The organism is Brevundimonas sp. VNH65 (genome assembly GCF_049445955.1).
In the GTDB taxonomy this organism is placed as follows: domain Bacteria; phylum Pseudomonadota; class Alphaproteobacteria; order Caulobacterales; family Caulobacteraceae; genus Brevundimonas.
Genome location: NZ_JBMSDX010000001.1, coordinates 463,638 through 483,932 on the forward strand (window position 1 = coordinate 463,638; position 20,295 = coordinate 483,932).

The 20,295-nt window shown below is 66.0% G+C and carries 14 protein-coding genes; 7 read left to right on the plus strand and 7 right to left on the minus strand.

All coding sequences use genetic code 11. From position 1 onward, the window contains the following. Positions 1 to 96 precede the first annotated feature (96 nt). On the minus strand, positions 97 to 3,270 hold the full coding sequence (locus tag ACO2Q1_RS02215) for a TonB-dependent receptor (RefSeq protein ID WP_423327911.1): 3,174 nt from the start codon (positions 3,268 to 3,270) through the stop codon (positions 97 to 99). A gap of 219 nt (positions 3,271 to 3,489) precedes the next feature. On the opposite strand from ACO2Q1_RS02215, the gene ACO2Q1_RS02220 reads away from it, so the two are divergent. Continuing rightward, entirely contained in the window at positions 3,490 to 5,481 is a 1,992-nt protein-coding gene (locus tag ACO2Q1_RS02220; RefSeq protein WP_423327912.1) for a sialate O-acetylesterase, read from the plus strand. A 186-nt stretch (positions 5,482 to 5,667) separates the two neighbouring features. Here the strand turns inward: ACO2Q1_RS02220 and ACO2Q1_RS02225 are convergent, their stop codons facing one another. Continuing rightward, the gene (locus ACO2Q1_RS02225; RefSeq protein WP_423327913.1) at positions 5,668 to 6,297 is read right to left on the minus strand and encodes a 2-dehydro-3-deoxy-6-phosphogalactonate aldolase; all 630 of its coding nucleotides are present in this window, start codon (positions 6,295 to 6,297) and stop codon (positions 5,668 to 5,670) included. After that, positions 6,294 to 7,223 (minus strand): 2-dehydro-3-deoxygalactonokinase, encoded by a 930-nt coding sequence (locus ACO2Q1_RS02230; RefSeq protein WP_423327914.1) that lies wholly within the window; start codon positions 7,221 to 7,223, stop codon positions 6,294 to 6,296. The genes ACO2Q1_RS02225 and ACO2Q1_RS02230 overlap by 4 nt, the downstream gene beginning before the upstream one ends. A 308-nt stretch (positions 7,224 to 7,531) precedes the next feature. On the opposite strand from ACO2Q1_RS02230, the gene ACO2Q1_RS02235 reads away from it, so the two are divergent. Next, a complete protein-coding gene (locus ACO2Q1_RS02235) occupies positions 7,532 to 8,569 on the plus strand; it encodes a LacI family DNA-binding transcriptional regulator (RefSeq protein WP_423327915.1) in 1,038 nt (345 codons plus the stop codon). Between the two features lie 50 nt (positions 8,570 to 8,619). Here ACO2Q1_RS02235 and ACO2Q1_RS02240 read toward each other — a convergent pair whose 3' ends face one another. After that, positions 8,620 to 8,904, minus strand: a complete 285-nt coding sequence (locus ACO2Q1_RS02240; protein WP_423327916.1) for a hypothetical protein — start codon at positions 8,902 to 8,904, stop codon at positions 8,620 to 8,622. Here ACO2Q1_RS02240 and ACO2Q1_RS02245 point away from each other — a divergent pair. The 5 genes from ACO2Q1_RS02245 (at position 8,903) to ACO2Q1_RS02265 (ending at position 17,839) form a co-directional block, all read left to right on the plus strand. After that, complete coding sequence (locus ACO2Q1_RS02245; protein WP_423327917.1) at positions 8,903 to 9,745, plus strand: SMP-30/gluconolactonase/LRE family protein; 843 nt, start codon at positions 8,903 to 8,905, stop codon at positions 9,743 to 9,745. The genes ACO2Q1_RS02240 and ACO2Q1_RS02245 overlap by 2 nt on opposite strands. Positions 9,746 to 9,992: 247 nt before the next feature. After that, positions 9,993 to 12,830: a TonB-dependent receptor domain-containing protein gene (locus ACO2Q1_RS02250; RefSeq protein ID WP_423327918.1), complete on the plus strand. Its 2,838-nt coding sequence runs from the start codon at positions 9,993 to 9,995 to the stop codon at positions 12,828 to 12,830. A 74-nt stretch (positions 12,831 to 12,904) separates the two neighbouring features. Continuing rightward, positions 12,905 to 15,115 carry a PQQ-binding-like beta-propeller repeat protein gene (locus ACO2Q1_RS02255; RefSeq protein WP_423327919.1) on the plus strand — a complete coding sequence of 737 codons (2,211 nt, stop codon included), beginning with the start codon at positions 12,905 to 12,907 and terminating at the stop codon, positions 15,113 to 15,115. Between the two features lie 5 nt (positions 15,116 to 15,120). After that, positions 15,121 to 17,259 carry a TonB-dependent receptor plug domain-containing protein gene (locus tag ACO2Q1_RS02260; RefSeq protein ID WP_423327920.1) on the plus strand — a complete coding sequence of 713 codons (2,139 nt, stop codon included), beginning with the start codon at positions 15,121 to 15,123 and terminating at the stop codon, positions 17,257 to 17,259. A 34-nt stretch (positions 17,260 to 17,293) separates the two neighbouring features. Next, complete coding sequence (locus ACO2Q1_RS02265; protein WP_423327921.1) at positions 17,294 to 17,839, plus strand: cytochrome b; 546 nt, start codon at positions 17,294 to 17,296, stop codon at positions 17,837 to 17,839. A 7-nt stretch (positions 17,840 to 17,846) separates the two neighbouring features. Here ACO2Q1_RS02265 and ACO2Q1_RS02270 read toward each other — a convergent pair whose 3' ends face one another. From ACO2Q1_RS02270 to ACO2Q1_RS02280, 3 genes are read right to left on the minus strand one after another with little or no spacing between them, the layout of a single operon-like run. After that, positions 17,847 to 18,767 carry a dienelactone hydrolase family protein gene (locus ACO2Q1_RS02270; RefSeq protein WP_423327922.1) on the minus strand — a complete coding sequence of 307 codons (921 nt, stop codon included), beginning with the start codon at positions 18,765 to 18,767 and terminating at the stop codon, positions 17,847 to 17,849. 34 nt (positions 18,768 to 18,801) lie between these two features. Further along, positions 18,802 to 19,761, minus strand: coding sequence for a 2OG-Fe(II) oxygenase (locus ACO2Q1_RS02275; protein ID WP_423327923.1), 960 nt, complete (start codon positions 19,759 to 19,761; stop codon positions 18,802 to 18,804). Positions 19,762 to 19,788: 27 nt separating this feature from the next. Continuing rightward, a complete protein-coding gene (locus ACO2Q1_RS02280) occupies positions 19,789 to 20,292 on the minus strand; it encodes a hypothetical protein (protein ID WP_423327924.1) in 504 nt (167 codons plus the stop codon). Positions 20,293 to 20,295: the final 3 nt, after the last annotated feature.

The window sequence follows — 20,295 nt, forward strand, 5'->3', positions numbered from 1 at the left end:
AATGAAAAAACGACCGAGCTGGGCGGCCCCCGGCTCGGTCGTTTTCCTTGAAGCGGAACTCTAACGGCCGACGCCCGACGGCGCCGGCCGCTGCCGTCAGAACCGTTTCGACAGGCTGATCGAATAGGTCCGGCCGTCATAGTCGGCCACGCGATTGAACGCCTCGACGCCTTCATACTCTTCGCGTCGCGAGTCGGTGATGTTGAACACCTCCATCCGCAGCTCGACGCCGCGCGACGGAGTGAAGGCCGCCGTAAAGTCCAGTTGGCCGCGCGGCTTCACGCGGCTGGAGCTTCCAGAGAAGGTCGAGCCGCCCTCCAAGAGGATTTCCGAGGCGTAGTTGTAGGCCAGACGCGCCTGCCAGCGGTCGTCGTCGTAGTAGCCGATCAGATTGAAGGTCTGGTCTGCGACGCCGAACAGCTTGGCGCCGTCCTCTCCGTCAGACGTGACCTTGGTGGCGTTGAAAACCATGCCCAGGTGCCGCCAGGGGCCCGACAGGAAGCTGAGGTCCTGCTGGATCTGGAATTCAAAGCCCTGGACCTCCAGCTCGTTCGGATCGTTGATCGTGCGGTTGATGACGATCCGCTGATTGCCGTTCTCGAGCGGGGCGCCCTGGTCGATCCGGCAGAAGCCGGTGGAGTCGACGAACAAGGGTCCGAACGTCTGACCCGCGGCTTCGAAGTTCTGACCGACGGGGCAGAAGTTGTTCTGGCGCAGGATGTTGTTGGTGATCGTCTTGTGGAAATAGCCGAGTGCCACGACGCTGCCGGGCCGGTTATACCAGGACAGGCCGACATCGAAGGCCTTGGAGCTGCGCGGCTGCAGGTCAAAGGTGTCCAGATCGATGCGCACCGAGCTGAGGGTCTCCCCCTGGTCGGGATCGACGTTCTCCAGAACGCGCGTCGGGGCCGGCGAAAACTCGACCAGGTCGAAGGCCTCGAAGGTCTCGTAATAGGCGGCGCGGCCGACCAGTTTGGGCGTGAAATCGAAGATCAGGTTCACCGACGGCAGCAGGGCGTCGAAGCTTCCGCCCGCCGGTTCCGCCGGAGCGAAATAGCCGGGGCGGAAATCCGCCTCGGTGAAGCCGAGGGCGTCGTAGAACTTCAGCGCCTGGTCCTCGATCAGGCCTTCCAGATCGACCTTGACGTAGCGCAGGCCGATATTGCCGCGAACCGGCAGGGCAGCACCCACGGTCGAAAGGTCGAATTTGCTCATGGCGAACAGTTCGAGATTGTCCCGCGAGGCGGTGAAGTTCTGGCCCGCCACACGGTTGAGCGGGAACCTCTGGATCATGCCCGAAAGTTCGTTGCGCGGCGCCAACTCCAGGATGCGCGCGTAGGTGATGCGGGACCGCGCGGCGGGGGTCAGCTCCGGAAAGAAGGCCGCCAGTTGCGCTGCGGTCGGCGCGAAGCTGACGTTGGTCGGAATGGTGGTCAGCACCGGGAAGATCAGGCTTTCCACCAGCCGGTCGTCGATGGACCAGAACTGGTCGATCTCGGCGTTCGGCGCGCCGGACCCGAAGAAGGCGCCGCCGCTCGTGACGGCGGTGTTCAACCGAAAAATCTCGTTGTTGAGATTGTTCAGCTGCAGGCCAAGGTTCGCGTTTTCCTGGTAGGTCTGATCGGCCGTTTCGCGGGCGTAATAGCCGCCGAAATGGACGCTGGTGAACGGCCCGAAATCCAGGTCGCGCGAGGCCTTCAGGTCCAGCGCGTACATATCGCGCGCGACGCGGTGATTGGCGCCGCTGGCTGTGAACACGACGTTCTGGGGCCGCAGGCCGTTGCGGGCCTGGGTCCCGTTGCCGGCGCTGACCGTATAGGGGCCGATCGAATTCAGTAGCCCGGCCGGTACGGAGAGGTCGAACAGATAGTTCTTGTAGTTGCCCAGGCCTGTATCGAGGATGGCCGTCAGCCCGTTGCTGAGGTCGTCGATGCCGTCGCCGTTCGCATCGGCCCGGCCGGTCGTGGGCTGGATGCGGTGCTCATAAAGGAACTCATCGCGCGTCCCGAGGGCCTCGGAATAGGTCCCGACCGCGTCGATGCTCCAGCCTCCGAGCTGCAGGTTGGCTTGGGGATAGAAGGCGAAGCTCTGGTCGATCGAGGGCATGCCGCGGCTACCGATCGGCAGTTGGACGTCGCTGGCCTGGACGCGATTGACCACGTAGACATTCTCAACCGTGCCGTCTGATCCCCGGTCGAACCGCCCGGCCAGGACCGGGTCGACGAGCGGGTTCACGATGCCGTTGGTGTCCGACAGGAAGGCGGTCAGGATGTCGAGGTTGGCCTCGTCCAGATCTCGTCGGGTGCCGATGGCGTCCAGCCTCAGGTTCAGGGCGTCGCTGACCCGCCATTGCATGCCGGCGGCGCCCGACAGGCGATAGCCGTCGGACGTGCGCGAGTACTGCCGGACTTCCGAAGGATAGACGACCTGATTGGGCACGCCGTCTGTCGAGGCGGGAATGGCGAAGGCCGGGTTTGACCCGGCCAGTTGCGCCAGACGGGCCGCGCTGTAGGCCGTGTAGGCGTTGATGCGGATTGTGTCGCGACGGAAGTTCTGGCGCGAATAGGACAGGGTTCCGTAGACGCCGAAGTCCGGGGTCAGGCGCTTGGACCCGGTCAGGAAATAGGCGGGATTGAACTCCTCGGTCGTCTCCTCGTACTGGGTCTCCGCACGGACCACGGCCCCGTCGGGCCGGGACAGGGCCGGGCGGATCCGGAGGTCCACCACCGATCCGAGGCCGCCTGCGGGCATTTCCGCCGAGAAGGACTTTATGACGTCGGCGCCGCCGAAGATGGCCGCGTCATAGACGCCGAACGGATTTCCGGAGCCGCGCGTACCCAGGGTCGGCGCGGCGACGCTTTGCCCCATAACGGTGGTCTTGGTGTATTCGCTGGGTAGGCCGCGAACGCTGATGCTGGCGTCGCGACGGTCGTCGGACCGATTGATCTGCACGCCGGGGATGCGCTGTAGCGCCTCCCCCAGATTGAGGTCCGGGGTGCTGCCGATGTCGTCGGCCGAGATGCCGTCCAAAATCACGTCCGACTTGCGACGGATCTCCAAGGCGTTGTTGAGAGAGCTGCGGATGCCCTGGACCACGATCTCCTCGACCTGATCGACGGGATCGTCGGAGCCGGCCTCAGGAGGCGGCGGCGCTGTCTGGGCCCGGGCCGAAGGCGCGGCGAGGGAGGCCGCCAGCACGACGGCGCAGACGGCCGACGACGAGAGATAAGTCGCCTTCAGGCGCGCGGTTTCGGTCCAGGATCGGCTCATGATGTTTCCTCCTCCATCGGGCCGTTGTTTTTTGCCCTTGATCGGTCTTTGGCGATGAGGATACCGGTGTCAACCGAAAATTGGCCTTACCTCTATACGCAAGAGGTCATGTCTGATCGGTGTTGCCTTTTGACACCGGTGTCCGCCCCTGCTTAGGTGAATTCAGATCCTGCGAAGAATCGGGATCGCGAAATTGGCCATGCCGATTGGGGAGTTGGGATGTCTTCCATCACGTTCAGGCGACTGCTGCTGGCTTTTGGCTTGGCCAGTGTCGCCGCGCCGGTTTCGGCGGCGCCTCTGACGTTGGAGCCGCTGTTTTCGGACCATATGGTGGTCCAGCGCGGTCGGCCCGTGACAGTCCGGGGCCAGGGAGCGCCGGGCGCCCGCATCACCGTTCGCCTGCTGTCGGCCGAAGCTCAGTCCGTCGTCGGCGTGGATGGGCGATGGAGCGCATCGCTTCCGGCGGTCGACGGCGGCGTCGGAGACCTGACGGTCACGGAAGCGGGCGGCGCGACCCTGACCGTCGCCGACGTGGCGGCGGGCGATGTCTTCCTGTGCTCGGGTCAGTCCAATATGGATCTGGCCGTCAGCGACGCGGCCTATCCGCGTCGCACGGCGGAAGAGGGAGAAGGCGTCGCTGTTCGCCTGCTAAAGGTCCGGCGCACCAGTCGCGCCGTAGCCGCCGACCGGCTGGATCCCGAACTGGCCTGGGCGCGCGCCGGCGCGTCCAGCCTCCCGACGTTCTCGGCAGCCTGCTGGCATATGGGTCGGACGCTTGCAGCGGAGGGCGACGGGACGCCGATCGGCCTGATCCAGGCCTCCTGGGGCGGAACGTCCATCGAGGACTGGATTATGCCGGACGCCTTGCGGACCCTGACGCAGCAGACGGGGAATGTCCGCCGCCTTGCCGGCTACGGGCGGGATCCCGTTGCCGCCACAACAGCGCTTGCCGCCGAGACCCAGGCGTGGGCGGACGACGTCGATGCGCGTGCGGTGGCGGAAGGCGTCTGGACCGAGGCGTTCGACGACTCGGCCTGGCCGGAAATGCGCCTGCCCGGCAGTTGGGAGCGGTCGGGTGTCGAAGATCTGGCCGCGTTCGACGGGCTTATGTGGTTCCGGCGTGATGTCGCGCTGACGCCGGAACAGGCCGCACGGGGCGCCACCCTCAGCCTGGGTCGCATCGATGAGCGGGATCAGGTCTGGATCAACGGCGTCCTTGTCGGATCTTCGCTGATGGCGACGGAAATTCGGCGCTACGCCGTTCCCGCGGGATTGCTGAAGCCGGGACGAAACGTCGTCGCCATCCGCGTGATCGACGAGCGCGGCGCCGGCGGATTGATGAGCCGCCGACCTGACCTGGGGCTTCAGTTCGATGGGGCGGCCGACATCAATCTGGCGGGCGACTGGCGGTATCAGGCCGGTCCCGCCCGTCGCACATGGTCCGAGCCGCCGCCGTTCGTTCCGTGGGCGGCCCCGCGGGGCGTCAGCACCCTGTGGAACGGCATGATCGCGCCACTTCAGGGTTTCCCAGTGAAAGGCGTCGCCTGGTATCAGGGCGAGACCAATACGGCGGAGGCTGGGGCCTATGCCGAACTTCTGACGCTATGGGCGTCGTCCTGGCGGGCTTTCTTCGGGGATCCCGACCTGCCGTTGGTGGTGGCCCAGTTGCCAGGGTACGGGCCCCGAAGCGCCGTCCCGTCCGACGGCGACTGGCCTCGGTTGCGCGAAGTTCAGCGCCTTGTAGCGAAGGCTGATGACCGGATGGGGCTCGCCGTGCTGATCGACCAGGGCGTTGCCCACGACATCCACCCCGCCCATAAGGAAAAGGTCGGCGAGCGTCTGGCCTTCGAAATGCTGCGTCTGGCCTACGGCCAATCCGTCCCGCGTGCGCCGTCGCCCGTCGAGGCGCGGCGGACGGTCGACGGCATCCGGATCGCCTTTGAGCCGACAGACTCGGCCCTGACGGTGTTCGGGTCGCATGACGCCGCCGCCTTCGAGCTCTGCGACGCGGCGCGCCGCTGTCGTTTCGTGCCCGCGCGCGTCGAAGGGACAGCGATCCTCCTGCCCTCAGATGCGGCCGCCCGGGAGGTCCGCTACGCTTGGCAGGGTTCGCCGCCCATCAATCTCTACGGCGACGGTCTTCCGGCCATGCCTTTCGCGCTGCAGATTCGAGAAGACCGTGATGTCACGATAGGCGTAGGCGATCACTGAGTAGGGTGCCTCCGCGCGTCATTCGTCTGCCAGCCGGCGAGGGTCGCTAGTTTCGGCTGGAGGATCTGCGCAGTGCTGTCACGTTAGATCTGGCCGATAACGGGCTAGGAGGCCTCTGCGGGGGGCTGGCAGTCTAACGCGAAAACGTCTGCGGTCGAAGGCGTAAAGGCCGAGGGATGACCAGACCTATTGAGCCGTCGTCCAGGCCGAGACGAAGCGAGCCGCGGCGCTGCGCGTGGTGTCGACGTCCTGACCGGGCCGGTAGAGCGACGTTCCGATGCCGAAGCCGCTGGCGCCGGCTCCGACCCAGGCCGGAACCGTGTCCGGCGACACGCCGCCGACGGCGTAAACCCGCGTGGAGCCGGGCAGAACCGCCCTCATGGCCCTGAGGCCGGCAGGGCCTGACAGCTCCGCCGGGAAGAGCTTGAGGCCGTCGGCGCCGGCGGCGAGGGCGGAGAAGGCCTCGCTCGGCGTGAAGAAGCCCGGAAGAGACAACAGGCCGTGGGATTTGGCGGCGGCGATCACACCGACGTCCGTGTTGGGCGATATGGCCAGTTGACCTCCGGCGTCGGCGACGTTCCGGGCGTCTTCGGCTGTCAGCACCGTCCCGGCGCCGACCAGCGCACGTCCGTCCAGCGCTTGTCTGAGACGGGAAATGCTTGTCAGGGGGTCCGGCGAATTGAGTGGGACTTCCAGGCAAAGAAACCCGGCGTCGACCAGCGCCTCGCCGATGGCGACGGCGTCGGGCGGAGTCAGGCCACGCAGGATGGCGATCAACGGCAGGCTGTCGAGCAGGGAGATGTCGGGAGAGCTCATGCGGGGTGCGCCTGGTGGATTCGCCACAGGCCGGCGGCGGTCGCCGTTAGGCCGTCCAGTACGCGAACGTCGGTAAAGCCCGCGACCTCGAGCGCCCTCGCGTACCGGCTGGTGAGGGCGGCGGCGCCGACCAGGGTCACCGTCCGTCCCTGCTGCGCCTTTTGACTGCTGACCTCCGCTCCGATGAGGAGACCCGAGAGGTAGTCAGCGGCTGAGGTCGTCTGCAAACGCCCCGCAAGGGTCTCGATCCTTACGGAGAAGAGGGCGGCGGTGATGGCGGGATCATCCAGCGCGCGCTGGACCCCCTCCATGAATGCGTCCTGATCGCGCCCGGTTTCATCCATGCCGACGCCCAGCATGGTTTCGGCGCGAATCGCCCTGAACAGTTCGCCGGTCATGAAGGTGCGGAAATCGATGATGCGACCGTCGCTGACCCGGGCCCACTTGCAGTGAGTTCCCGGCGTGACGATCAGCCCATCAGCGTCTCCGACGCCCATCACCTGCGTTTCCTCGCCGCGCATGACGTCAGTGAGTCCGCCGTCCAGCATCAGCGACACGCCGGGCACCAGTCTGGCGGCGACGCCATCGAGGTCGAGCGTGACCGGGAAGAGGTCCGAAATGCCTGCCGGGCAGGGGCTGTAGCTGGCTTCCCGCCATTTTCCTCGCGCCCCCGCCATGCCGCAGACAAGCACCGGCGCGTGTTCGACCCATCCCTCTCCGACCTGGCTCAGAACGCCGGGAAAATCGGCGGATGAAAGCAGGGAGGCTCCGCGCGGGTCTGTCCTCACGCCGAGGATCTCTCCACCTTGACCGATCTGCATCACCCGCAGGTTGCTGGATCCCCAGTCGACGCCGACCAGGGCGCAGGCCTGCGCCGGGTCGGCGCCAGGCTCGGAAGCGCCGATCGTGCGTTCAAATAGTTTCATGTCCATCCGGGAAAAGCCGAGCCGATATCGATCCGCGGGACACGAGCGCTACAGCTTCCTCGATCACCGGGATGTCATCATATGGCGAAGCAAACGTTTTCATCAATCCCTTTTACGCATCGCGTGCTTGACCGAGCGGTCAATCCCTCGGGTTCATTGTCATCGGGAGCGTGGCGCCATAGGAGTTGCTTGGAGCTGCCGTCTCGTGCGCATGGGCCGAAAGCCCGCGCTTGCGGGCGTCGTCAGCCGATGCCGCTTGCGATACAAGCGGCGGCAGCAGCCTGACCCAGACACCCATACGGGACGCCGTGACCGAAAAAAGCGCCAGCATCCAGTTGCCCAAGTCCGTCACCATCAAGGAGGTCGCCCGGCACCTGAACGTGTCGCCCTCGACCATCTCGCGGGCGCTCGGGCGGCCCGAATTGTTGAGCGAGGAGACCCGCAGCCGCGTCCTGGAAGCGGTCGAGGCGCTGGGCTATCAGCCGAATCTCATCGCTCGGGGCCTGCGCATGCAGGAGACGCGTCTCCTGTTCGTCGTGGTGCCGACGTTGAGCCCCTTCTTCCTCGAAGTCTTCCGCGGCGTGGAGCGCGCGGCCGTGGACACGGGCTACGCCGTGCTCATGGGCCACACCGAACGTGACCCGGATCGCGAGCACCGGTTCTTCGATCAGGTCGCGAGCCAGCGCGCCGATGGAATCATTCTGGTCACCAGTTCCGATCATGAGCGTCTGGTCGCTCGTGAACGCCGGATGCCGCCCGTGGTGGTGGCCCTGGAGCACGTGGATGGATTGCACGCGCCGACGGTCAGGGTTGATCACCGGCGTGGCGGAATCGACGCCACCAACCACCTGCTTGCTCTCGGACATCGCCGCATCGCCCATGTGGCTGGCCCGGAGAGCCAGGCGATCGCCAAGCAGCGACGCCTTGGATTTCAGGAGGCCATGGTGGCGGCGGGGCTGGATCCAGACGCCTATCCCGTCGTGACAGGCCCCTATGCGGTGGCGCAGGGCGAAAGCGCAATGGAGAAGCTGCTGGCCTGCAACCCGCCGCCGACCGGCATCTTCGCCGGCAATGATGAGCTGGCCATCGGCGTGGTCCGCACCGCGAAGCGTGTCGGCCTGGAGGTGGGGCGCGATATTTCTGTGATCGGCTTCGACGACCAGCGAATCGCCAGCCTCTACGAGCCGGCCCTGACGACGGTGAAGGTGCCGACCGAGGAGTTGGGATACCAGGCGGCGCTCTCGCTCATTCGCGGCCTGCAGGGCAAGGGCGTGCAGGAGGAGATCGTCTTGCAGACCTCCATCGTCATCCGGGGCACGACAGGCCACGCTCCGCGTCAGGCCTGAGCCGCCTCGTCTCCCGATCAATGAAGCTCGCCGTCTGCGCCCTCTTGACATCAGGGCGCCTGCGCGCAATCGATTGCAAAAATACCAAGGGGAGAAACGATGCAGGGTTCCAGCAGCATGATCCATGGCGCGCCGTTGCGGCGATCGACGCCCGTCTTGCTCTCGGCGGCTCTGGCCTCGCTTCTGCTCGCAGGGTGTGCGGGATCGGCCCCTGCGAACCCGACCGTGACCGAAGCTTCGGCCGCCGCCGGCGATCCGCGCATCGTTCGCCTTGATGCGGGCCTGGATTCGGTGCTGGCGCCGGGAGCCAGGCTTGAGACGATCGCGTCCGGCATGCAGTTCGTCGAGGGCCCGATCTGGGTGCGCGGCGAGCTCTGGTTCTCCGATCTCATGGGCAATCGTCTCTATGCCGTGGGTCGGGACGATGTCGTCAGGGTGCTGCTCGAGCGTTCGGGCGGCGAGCCTTCGGCGCCGCCCAGCGCGTACCCCGGCTCGAATGGAGGCGTCGTCGACAGGGACGGGGCGGTGCTTCTTGCGCAGCACGGCGCCCGGCGCATCGGGCGCGTGGCTCCCGACATGACCGTTCGACCGTACATCGAGCGCGACGCGCAGGGGCGGCGGCTGAACAGCCCCAACGATCTGGCCTTGTCTCCCGATGGCGCGCTCTGGTTCACCGATCCTCCCTTCGGCCTGGCGGGTGGCGATCAGGACTCCGCCAAGGAGATTCCCTACAATGGCGTCTACCGGTGGAAGGATGGGGTGCTGGTTGCGGCGATCACGGATCTGCCGAAGCCGAATGGCCTGGCGTTCTCTCCAGATGGGCGGCGTCTCTATGTGTCCAACTCCGGCCCGGAAATGTACATCAATATCTACGATGTCGCGTCGGACGGGTCCGTGACGCTTCAAGGGCGGCTGATCACCTTCACGGACGAGAATCCATCGGAGGTGCCCGACGGAATGAAGGTCGATTCCGCCGGAAACATCTGGGCGTCCGGGCCGGGCGGGATCAGGATCATCACGCCCGAAGGACGCGTCATGGGCCAGATCCGCACCGACGACGAGGCCCAGGCCAATATCGTGTGGGGAGGCGCTGACTACCACACCGCATACATCACCGCGGCGACACGGGTCTATCGGCTTGCCCTCAGGGTCCAAGGTTCGCCGCCTCTATACTGAAGCCCGGCCGTCGGGAGCGGCTGAGTGAGAAATCGATATCAGAGAAGCGGCCGATCTGTGTGAGCGGTGCGGCGCGAGCGACACCCATATTTCGCGATGCTGCGTTGCAGCGGCCCAGTACCAGTATAAAAATTGCACGTTTCTTGGAATTCATCCTTGCAAACTGTGACAGAAAACGATTGCATAGAGTGATCCGCGGAAAGCGGGGGATCGGCGTACAGTCGACCAGCAAGAAAAGAGGGAGCAGATGAACAGGACTATCCAACGTACCGCCAGTCTTCTCGCCGGGGTCAGCAGCCTGGCGATCGCGTCATCGGCTCTCGCGTTCGCGCCGGCGCAGGATGTCGGAGCAGGTGTCGACCAGGACGCCGTGCAGGAGGACACCGGGAGCAGCCAGGTCGAAGACATCGTCGTCACCGGTTCGCGGATCATCCGGAACGGCAACAACAGCCCGACGCCGGTCACGGTCGTGTCGACGCAGGAACTGCTGACGACCACGCCCAGCACCGTCGTGCAGGCGCTTCAGGAACTGCCCGTCTTCTCCGGCGGCAGAAGCCCCACCACCCAGCCGGGCAACAGCTCGCAGAACAACTCGGCCCGTGTGCTGAACCTGCGCAACGTCGGGATCACCCGCACCCTGGTGCTGTTCGACGGGCGGCGTGTTCCGCCGACCTCGGCCACGGGCGAGGTCAACGCTGACTTCGTTCCCTCCATGCTGCTCGAACGCGTCGACGTCGTGACCGGCGGCGCCTCGGCGGTCTACGGGTCGGACGCTGTCGCGGGCGTGGTCAACTTCGTCACCGACCGCGACTACAACGGCCTGAAGATCGACGCCCACTACGGCGTTTCGAAGTATGGCGACGGCGAAGAGTACAAGTTCGGCATCGCCGGCGGCATGGATGTGCTGGGCGATCGCGGCCACCTGATGGGCAGCTACGAATACTTCAACAGCCCCGGCATCTTCACCAAGCTGGATCGCGAATTCGGGCAGAAGGTCTATACGGTTCAGGGAGCGGGCACCGCCGCCAATCCCTATCGCCTGGTGCAGAACAGCCGGCTGAACCAGACCAGCTTCTTCGGCCTGATCAGGAGCGGGCCGCTGGCGGACCGCGTGTTCCGCACCAACGGCGTCCTCAGCCCGTTCCAGCACGGAACGCCGACCGGTGCGAGCACCGTCGAAAGCGGGGGCGACGGCGGCTACTTCTACAATGCGTCCCTTCAGTCGCAGTATCAGTCAGACCTGCTCTACGGTCGGTTCGACTTTGATGTGACCGACAAGGTCCGGTTCTTCGCCCAGGCGAACTACATGGAAGGGCACAACTTCAACCATCATGAGACGACCGACTTCCGCAATGTGACCATGAGTTCCCGGAACGCCTTCCTGGCGCCGGAGTACCAGGCCACGATGACGCCGGCACAGACCTTCACCTTCTCGAAGCTGGTCACCCAGGCGCCGCCGAAGTCGTCGGAGACTTTCAACACCAGCCACATGGCCTTCGCCGGCTTCGAGGGTGAGCTGGGCCGCTGGCGGTGGGATGTCTCCTACGTCAACAGCCGCAACGAGCAGGCGACGCAGAACAGGGCCAACCCCAACAACATGAGGCTTTCGGCGGCGTTGGATGCGGTGCGCGCCCCGGACGGCTCGATCGTCTGCAACGTCACCCTGACCAATCCGGGCCTCTATCCCGGGTGCGTTCCGCTGAACCTGTTCGGACCGACCTCCGAGAGCCAGGCGGCGCTCGACTATGTCCTGGGCGTGACGCGGTTTGTCGCGACGACCGAGATGAACAACATCGGCGGCACGATCGCCGGCTCGCCGTTCTCTCTCCCGGCCGGCGATTTCCAGACGGCGTTCAGCTTCGAATGGCGCAAGCTGGAATACGAGCTGGTCAGCAATGCGCAGCCGGATCGCGCGACCTGCACCGGCCTGCGTTACAACTGCGCCGCCAACACCCTGATCTGGCAGTCGAACGTCCGTGGCGACCGGACGCCGGTCAGCCAGACCGTCAGCGAAGTGGCGATGGAGCTTGAGGCGCCGATCGTACGCGACCTGACGTTCGCCCAGGACATCACCCTGAACGGTGCGGTGCGCTACACCGACTATGACACCAGCGGGGCGGTGACCACCTGGAAGGTCGGCGGCGATTGGGTGGTGAACGACAGCCTGCGGTTCCGGGCCACGCGCTCGCGTGACATCCGGGCGCCCAACCTCAATGATCTGTTCGCCCCGCGCCTGATCAATCCGGCCGGCGCCACCGACGTGCACACCGGAATCGTCGGCCAGTCGAGGTTCATCACCGACCCCAATCCGAACCTCCAGCCGGAAGAGGCCGACACCCTGACTGTCGGCATGGTGCTGCGCCCGACGTTCATTCCGCGCTTCTCGCTGTCGCTTGACTACTACGACATCGAAATCGGCAACGCGATCGTCAACATTCAGGGTCAGAACATCACGATCCAGAACATCTGCGAGGCCTCCAACGGCACGTCGTCCTTCTGCGCCCTGATCGAGCGCCCGCTGCCCTTCAGCGACCGCTCGGCCGCCAACTTCGCCACGGCCTTCTATTCGCGGCCGGAGAACGCCCAGACCCTGACGACCAAGGGCGTGGACATCGAGGCGAACTATTCGATGGATCTCTGGGGCGGCACGCTGTCGACCCGCGTGTTCGCGGCGTACCAGCCCGAACTGATCACGGTGCAGTTCGAGGGACAGCGACCGGAGGACGCCGCCGGCGCGGCCGGCCTGCCTGAGTGGCGGGTGACCACCTTCGTGAAGTACCAGATCGGCAACTGGTCGGTTGACGCGCGCAACCGCTGGAACGCCAGCACGCGCTTCAACGCCAACGAGGCGCTGATCTACGAGAACGATCACCTCAACGCCTACCACACGACCAATCTGACCGTGTCGTACGACCTGAACAGGACCAACCTGTTCTTCACGGTCTCAAACCTGTTCGATCGTCAGCCCACCCCCTATGGCGCTGTCGGCGGACCCTCGGGCGTTCCGGGGCTTTTCGGCGGCTTCCTGCCGGGCGAAGACACCATCGGCCGGTTCTTCACCGTCGGGGCGCGCGTGCGTTTCTGATCCTCCCCAGCGGCGGTGGAGACGGAGCTGACCGCCCGCCTTCGCCGCCGCACTTTTTTCGAGGCTGAATTTTTATGCAGAGCAAACGCGGCTTTGACATGCGGCTGACGAGCGTGACGGCGATCGCCGCCAGCCTTCTGTGCATGAGCTGCGTGCGCCAGGACGCGACCTCGACCGACTGGCTCTACAACGGCGGGCCGGAAGGCTCGCACTATTCGCCGCTTGACCAGATCACCGCCGAGAATGTCGGCGAGTTGGAACAGGTCTGGACCTTCCCGCTGGAGGAAGGCGGGCTGCAGTCCCAGCCCCTGGTGATCGACGGCGTGCTCTACGGCCCGTCGCCCAGCGGCAAGCTGAACGCCATGGACGCCGCCACCGGCGAGTGGAAGTGGACCTTTGATCCGAAGCTCCCGGCGGGCCAGCCGATCCGGGGCCTGGCGGCTCACGGCGAGGGCGACAGCCTGCGCCTCCTGTTCTCCACGCGAAACTACGTCTACGCCCTCGATCCGAAGACCGGTCAACCGATCTCGTCCTTCGGGAAGGACGGCCGGATCGACGTCCAGGAAAACCTGCGTGGCCCCGCCGACCAGAACGGCATGTATATCACCACGCCGGGAACGGTGTTCGAGGACTCCTACATCGTCAGCGGGCGCGTGTCCGAAAGCACGCCCTCTTCGCCCGGCGACGTCCGCGCCTATGACGTGCGGACCGGCGCCTTGCGCTGGACCTTTCACACCATTCCGCATCCCGGCGAGGAGGGCGCGGATACCTGGCCCGTCGATGCGTACCTGACGCAGGGCGGGGCGAATGCCTGGACGGGTTCGGTCGTGGACGTCGAGCGCGGCATCGTCTTTGTCGCCACCGGGTCTGCGGCGGACGATTTCTATGGTGCTGCGCGACTTGGCGACAACCGTTTCGCCAACTCCATCATCGCACTGGACGCCCGGACCGGTCGTCGGCTGTGGGACTTCCAGGCCGTTCGCCATGATCTCTGGGACATGGACTTCAACTCGGCGCCGGTGCTGCTGACCGTGACCCACAACGGCCGCAAGATCGACGCCGTCGCGGCGACAAACAAGCTCAGCTACATCTACCTTCTCGACCGGGTGACCGGCGAGCCGCTGTTTCCGGTGGATGAGGTCGCTGTACCCGCCAGCACGGTTCCCGGCGAGCGCGCCGCCGCAACCCAGCCGGTCCCGAGACTTCCCCGGCCGCTGTCACGCACCTCCGTGTCCGAAAGCGACATGTCCGAGCGCACGCCGGATGTCGCCGCCTGGGCGCGGGGCGTCTGGCTGGGTCTGAACGGCGGCGGTCGTCAGTTCGTCCCCATGACCATCGGCAAGGACACTCTCATCCTGTCCGGATTCATCGGCGGCGTGGGCTGGGGCGGCATGGCGGCCGATCCGGCGGGGACGATTTACGCCAACGCCACTGACGTGCCCGGCATCAGCCGGATCGTCGAAGCGAAGAGCCTCCTGAGCTCCGGCGTGGGCGAGGCGGCCTATCAGCAGCAGTGCGCCGCATGCCACGGCGCCGACCGCAAGGGCGCTCCCCCCGATGTCCCGGCCATAGACGCCTTGCAGGACCGGACTGACGAGGAACTGACCACGATCCTCAAGAACGGGCGCGGTCGGATGCCGGCCTTCTCGACCATGCCCGCCGCCACGATGACGAACCTGATCTCGTATCTGAAGACGGGCCAGGACTCGCCCACCGCCACGCGGGCAGGCGTCTCGTTGCAAGGCCGTTTTGCGCCCTCGCGGACGGTCTACACTTCCAACGGCAACCGGAACTTCGTCGATGCCGACGGGTATCCCGGCGTGAAGCCGCCCTGGGGCACTTTGAGCGCGATCGACATGAACACCGGCCAGTACCGCTGGCGCATTCCGTTCGGCACGGTTCAGGATCTGGGGCCCGAGTTCGGTGGACCGAATACGGGCGGGGCGGTGGTGACGGCCAGCGGCCTCCTGTTCATCGGCGCGACCGCCGATCGCAAGTTCCATGTGTTCGACACGCGGACCGGCCGCCTCCTGTGGCAGACGACCTTGCCCGCTGCGGGCCAGGCGACGCCGGCGGTCTATATGGCCAACGGCCGCCAGTATGTGGTGATCGCGGCCTCTGCGCGTCGTGGCGGAGGCGGGCGACCGCAGCCGGCCCCTGCGCCGCGCGCCGGCGGCGGTCTGGCGGCTGAGGGGGCCGGCCACAGCGGCGGCGCCGGAGGCGGCGAGACCGAGTCCCGCAACGCCTATATCGCCTTCGCCCTACCGAGCCGGCCCCGCCGGTAAATGTGATGCAGCTGGGGACGACATCTCTGGCGACCAAAGCCGCCGGAGCCGATGACGGATGGGCCAAACCCGTCCGATTGGGCCGACGGTTCGGCGCCCTGGCTGTGGGTGTCGCGTACGCTGGCCTGCTGATGTCGGCGGCGCCCTCCGCCTTCGCACAGGTGGCCGGACAGGCCTCTTCGGCCCCCATCGAGCTGCCGTCCGGAGCACTCGGTTTCCCCGCAGGCTTCTTCGCCGACGCCAGTCCCAGCACAGCCCTGGACATGGTGAGGCGGGTTCCCGGCTTCACCATGATCGATACGGACCCGGATGTGCGCGGCTTGTCCGGCGCGACCGGCAACGTCCTGGTCGACGGCCAAATGCCGCCGGTGAAATCGGTGAGTCTCTCGAACTATCTGCAGCGCATCCCTGCCGGCACGATCGAGCGCATCGACCTCATTCGAGGCAGCGCCCCTGGCATCGACATGCAGGGGCAACCGGTGGTCGTGAACATCATCCGGCGCGGCGGCGCCTATTCCACGCTTGCCGTTCAGTCGTTCATCAAGGCCTACCCCGATGGCGACGCCGGGCCGATGTTGAGGGTTGAGGCGAGCCGGCGGTCGGACTCCCTGTCTCTTGAAGCCGCCGTGTCCGCGCGCAACGAACGCATGCAGCCGGATTCCGGCGAGGGCGCCTATTCGGTCCGCACCCTGTCGGGCGCGGCGGTCGAAGATGGACGCTTCGCCACCGACTACTGGACGCGAGAGGTTGAGGCGAGCCTCGCGGCGGAGATATCGGCAGGCGACCAGGTTTTCCGGCTGAATGGGGCCTTCGCCTCGATCAAGAATGATCGGAACGAAACCTATGACATCGAGCGCTCCCCCGCCGGCGCTGCGCGCGACCGGAACGTCATCGACAGCGAGACCAACGGAGGCGAACTCAGCGCGGCCTGGGAGGCGCCGGTCATCCGGGGCTGGTCTCCGGAGTTCCTCGTCGTCAGCACATATGAACGTGACGCTGAATCCGCCGCGCAAATGGGTCGCAAGCCCGTGGAGTTCAGCCGTGAGGTGTCCGTAGCCTCAGAAACGGTGGGCCGCGGAACCGCGACCTATGAGGCCCAGGGCGGTTTCAAGCTGGAACTGACCGCCGAGGGTGCGTTCAACTCCCTCGACGTCGCTTCCGAACGGACCTCCGGCGGGGCGCCGGTCGCCCTGCCGGCGGCCAACGTTCTGGTCGAGGAGACGCGAGGGGAGGCCGGTGTGCTCGGCAGTTGGTCGTCGGGCGCAGGACTGGATCTTGAACTCTCCGGTCGTTTCGAAACCTCGACGATCTCGCTCAGCGGCGATGTGCAGCAGGAGAAGTCGCTGTCCTTCTTCAAGCCGCGCCTGATGGCGGCATGGGAGGTCGCGTCGGGGCTGCAACTCCGGCTTCGGCTGGAGCGCGAGGTTGGTCAACTGGATTTCGAGGACTTCGCCGCATCCAGCGACGCCAGCGAGGGCCTTGTCAGCGCCGGGAATCCGGATCTCGAGCCCGAGCTCGCCAATGTGGTCGAACTGGCTCTCGAGCGGCGGTTCTGGGAGCGAGGCGCGCTGGTGCTGACCTACCGACACGATGAGGTCGAGCAGGTGGTCGATCTGATACCGGTTGATGGAAAGTTCGACGCTCCGGGCAACATCGGCGACGGCACGCGAGACGAGCTGAGGCTCAGTCTCACTGTCCCGCTGGATCGTTTCGGCATTTCGGGCGGATTGCTGCGGTTCAATGGGGCCCAGCGCTGGTCATCCGTCATCGATCCCGTCACCGGTCAGGAGAGGCGCATCTCGGGCGAGCGTCCATTCGAGGGAGATTTTCTCCTGTCGCGCGACGTGCCGGCGTGGAAATCCAGCTTCGTGCTGGAGGGCGACCTGCCGTACTCGGAGCGGTCGTTCCGGCTGCGCCAGATCCAGTCGCTGGATCAGGGCGGATGGTGGAAGGTCTATTGGGACTATCAGCCACGCCCTGATATGGTCATCCGCTTCCAGCTGGAGAACTTCACTTCGCGAGAACGCACTCGCACGCGTGAAATCTATGCTGCGGCCCGGTCGCTCACAGACATCGGCGTTGTCGAGCGCCGGAGCGCGGCCTTTGATCCGTTCTTCCTGATCAGGGTGCGGAAAACCTTCTGATCCCAAGCCGTAGAGACCCACAGAGGAGGGGGCGATGATCGAGTATCTGGATACGCCGAAGGTCCAAAAGTATGACCTGGTGGCCAAGGCGCTGCATTGGATCATGGCGATCCTGTTCGTCTGGCAGTTCACGAGCGCCGGCCTGCACCTCTTCGCAGAGGACACCCCGATCGAGGGCTTCTTCTGGAAGTGGCACTATTCGGTGGGTTTCACCCTGTGGGTGCTGGTCTTCCTTCGCGGCGTCTGGGCCCTGGCCAATCTGAAGTCCCGTCCTGACCACAGCGGCCTCTGGCTCGGCGGCCGGGCCGTCACCATCGGACACCTCCTGATGTACGCCCTGATGATCGCCGTTCCGACGCTGGCTATCCTCCGTTCAGCCGGAAATGGCCGCGGCCTGGTGGTCTATGGGGTGACCCTGATCGAGCGGGGCCGACCAGAGATCCCCGCTCTCGTCGAGCTGGGCAGCGCGCTGCACGGTCTTCTGGGTTGGACGTTGCTCGCGCTGATCGTCGGCCACATCGCCATGGCCCTGTACCATGGGCTGGTGCGCCGGGACGGCGTCCTGCGTCGGATGGTCTGATCCGGATTCAGGCGGCCCTGTCCCGGGTATGGGTGTTGAACCATTCGATCGTGCGATCCCAGGCCTGGGCCGCCGTCCTCGGATTGTAGCGCTCGGGGGTGGCGTCATTGAAGAAGCCGTGGACGGACTCCGGCCAGAGATGGCCCTCGTAGGTCACTCCGTGCGCCTTGAGGTCGGCTTCCTGTGCCGGATAGGCCTCGGCCAACCGCGTATCGAGAGCCCCGTGGTGGATCAGCACCGCCGCCCGGATGTTGCCGACCGCTGCGGACGGCGTCGCGCCGCCGTAGAAGGGGGCGGCCGCCGCGAGTTCAGGACCGAGAATGCCCGCCAGCGCATTGGTTTGGGCGCCGCCGAAACAGAAGCCTGTCGAGGCGATCTTGCCGGTGCAGTCAGGACGGGCCCTGAGCCATCGGGCCGCAGAGACGAGGTCCTGCGTCATCTTTTCGCGGTCGAGACCGGCGAACAGCTGGCCGCCCTTGAAGTCGTCTCCGGGATAGCCGCCGACGGAGGTGAGCGTGTCCGGTGCGAAGGCCATGAAGTTGGCCAGGGCGAAGCGGCGCGCGACGTCCTCGGTGTGTGGATTGAGACCCCGGTTCTCGTGAATGACGATGACGCCCGGAAGCTTGGCCGGCGTGGCGCTACGGCTGTCCGCGCTGAACGGGCGAACCAGGTAACCGCGGATCGAGCCGTGTCCGTTTTCGGTGGGAATGGTCACATAGTCCGCCCGGATGCGTTCGTCCTCGCGACTGACCTGCTGGCCCAGCGCATAGTTCGGCATCAGGGCTTCGATGATCGTCGAGGCCGTTAGGCCCGCGACGGCGTAGCGGCTGACTCCGCGGACAAAAGCTCTTCGATCGATCTCGCCATGAATGAAGCGGGTGTACAGGTCGACAGCGGGGGCAGGGATCCTGCGGCGTTCGTCGGTCATCCGATTCTCCTGTCACGGACTAAGGGCGGAAGGTCTACACTGGCATATGAGACTGGCCCCGGATCCACCTGCTGGCCAGATATTTGACGCCGGACGTCACCGGCAGGCCGGCGTGTTCGGACAGGGGGTCCGCTGACCCGTCGGCGGCCGTGTTGCGGAATGTGAGGACGTCGCCCGGTCGGCCCTTCACCGCCAGTCCGAGCTTGGGGAAGGCGGTCTCGCCGCCTTCGTAGCCGCCGTTGAGGTAGACCAGGGCGGTCACCACGCGCTGGTTGTCCAGGCCTGGCAGGGCGTCGAAGTGACGGCGATACTCCTGACCTGGCGCGTAGCGCAGCACCAGCAGTGGCTCGCCCTGGCGGTATTCGGTGCCCGTCGCCGTGGCCAGGCGTCGGTTCAGGGCCTGGATGGCCGGATCCTCGATGAGCCAGTGAATCGGGGCTCCGTCCGAGCTTCGGAGCGGATGCGGCGTTTCCCGTCCCCGCGAGTCATGGATCGTCGATCGCATATATCTCGGCTCCGCCGTGGCCAGCAGATGGGCGCACTCGTCCGGTGTCAGAAGCGCACGGAACAGACGCACGTCGAGATCTGAGGACATGCGGTCGCCCTCGGGGAGGCCCTGAGGATCGCCCTCATCGTCCAGATCCATGGCATCCAGCAATCTGACGGCCCGGTTCCGGTCTGGAGAGAGCGAGGCTTCCCCGACCAGCCTTTCGCGTGCTTCACGCCAGTTCCGCTCACCGAAGACGCCGTTGGCGAGAAGGTTGGTATGGAACATCCGGCCATGGGGATGGCCCGCCTCGGCGGCGAGGCGGAACATGTCTCGCGCCTTCTTCGGGTTCTGCTCGACCGGTCCGCCGCGCCAGTAGAAGTCGGCCAGGGTGATCAGGGCGTCGGGATCGCGATCCTGCTCGGCCAGCCGGTGCATGAGCGACAGGCTTTCAGCCAGCCGCCCGGCTTCGGCCAGGCGGCGAACCTCGTCGAAGCCGGTCGTCATGCGCGCTGTCCGCCTTTCTCGATCGTTCTACTGCCGCTTGAACGTTTCAGTATAGGCGTCCCGCCGGGCCGGGGTTTCGCGGATCGTGGTCAGGGTGACGCTCTGGCCGTCGGCCGACGGGGTCCATGTCTCCTCGACCGTCACCTCGATGTTGCCGGGCAGTCCCGCATACGGCTGTCGCGTGCGGACGACGACCGCATCGCCGACCTTGGTCGCGGTCACCGAGGCCTCGGTCACACCCGTGTCAGCCGGAACCGTGCGGGCGACCCCGTCCAGCACATAGTTGCGTTCCGGACGGGCCGGGTCGCGGACCTTGAGGCCGGCGGCGGTCTGTTCCAGCTCGATGACGACGGCCTGGCCGGAAGGGCCGCGGGTCCCGCCGGCGTCGACGCCACGCGTCAGCCAGTACATGGAGCTGGGTACGGTGTCGCTTTGGGAGTTGTCGCGAACCCACGCGCCGGTCAGGTCCGCCGCCGAAGCCATGGCGGGCAGCAGGGCGAGGCTGAGGGCGGTTGCGATGATGCGCAGCATGTT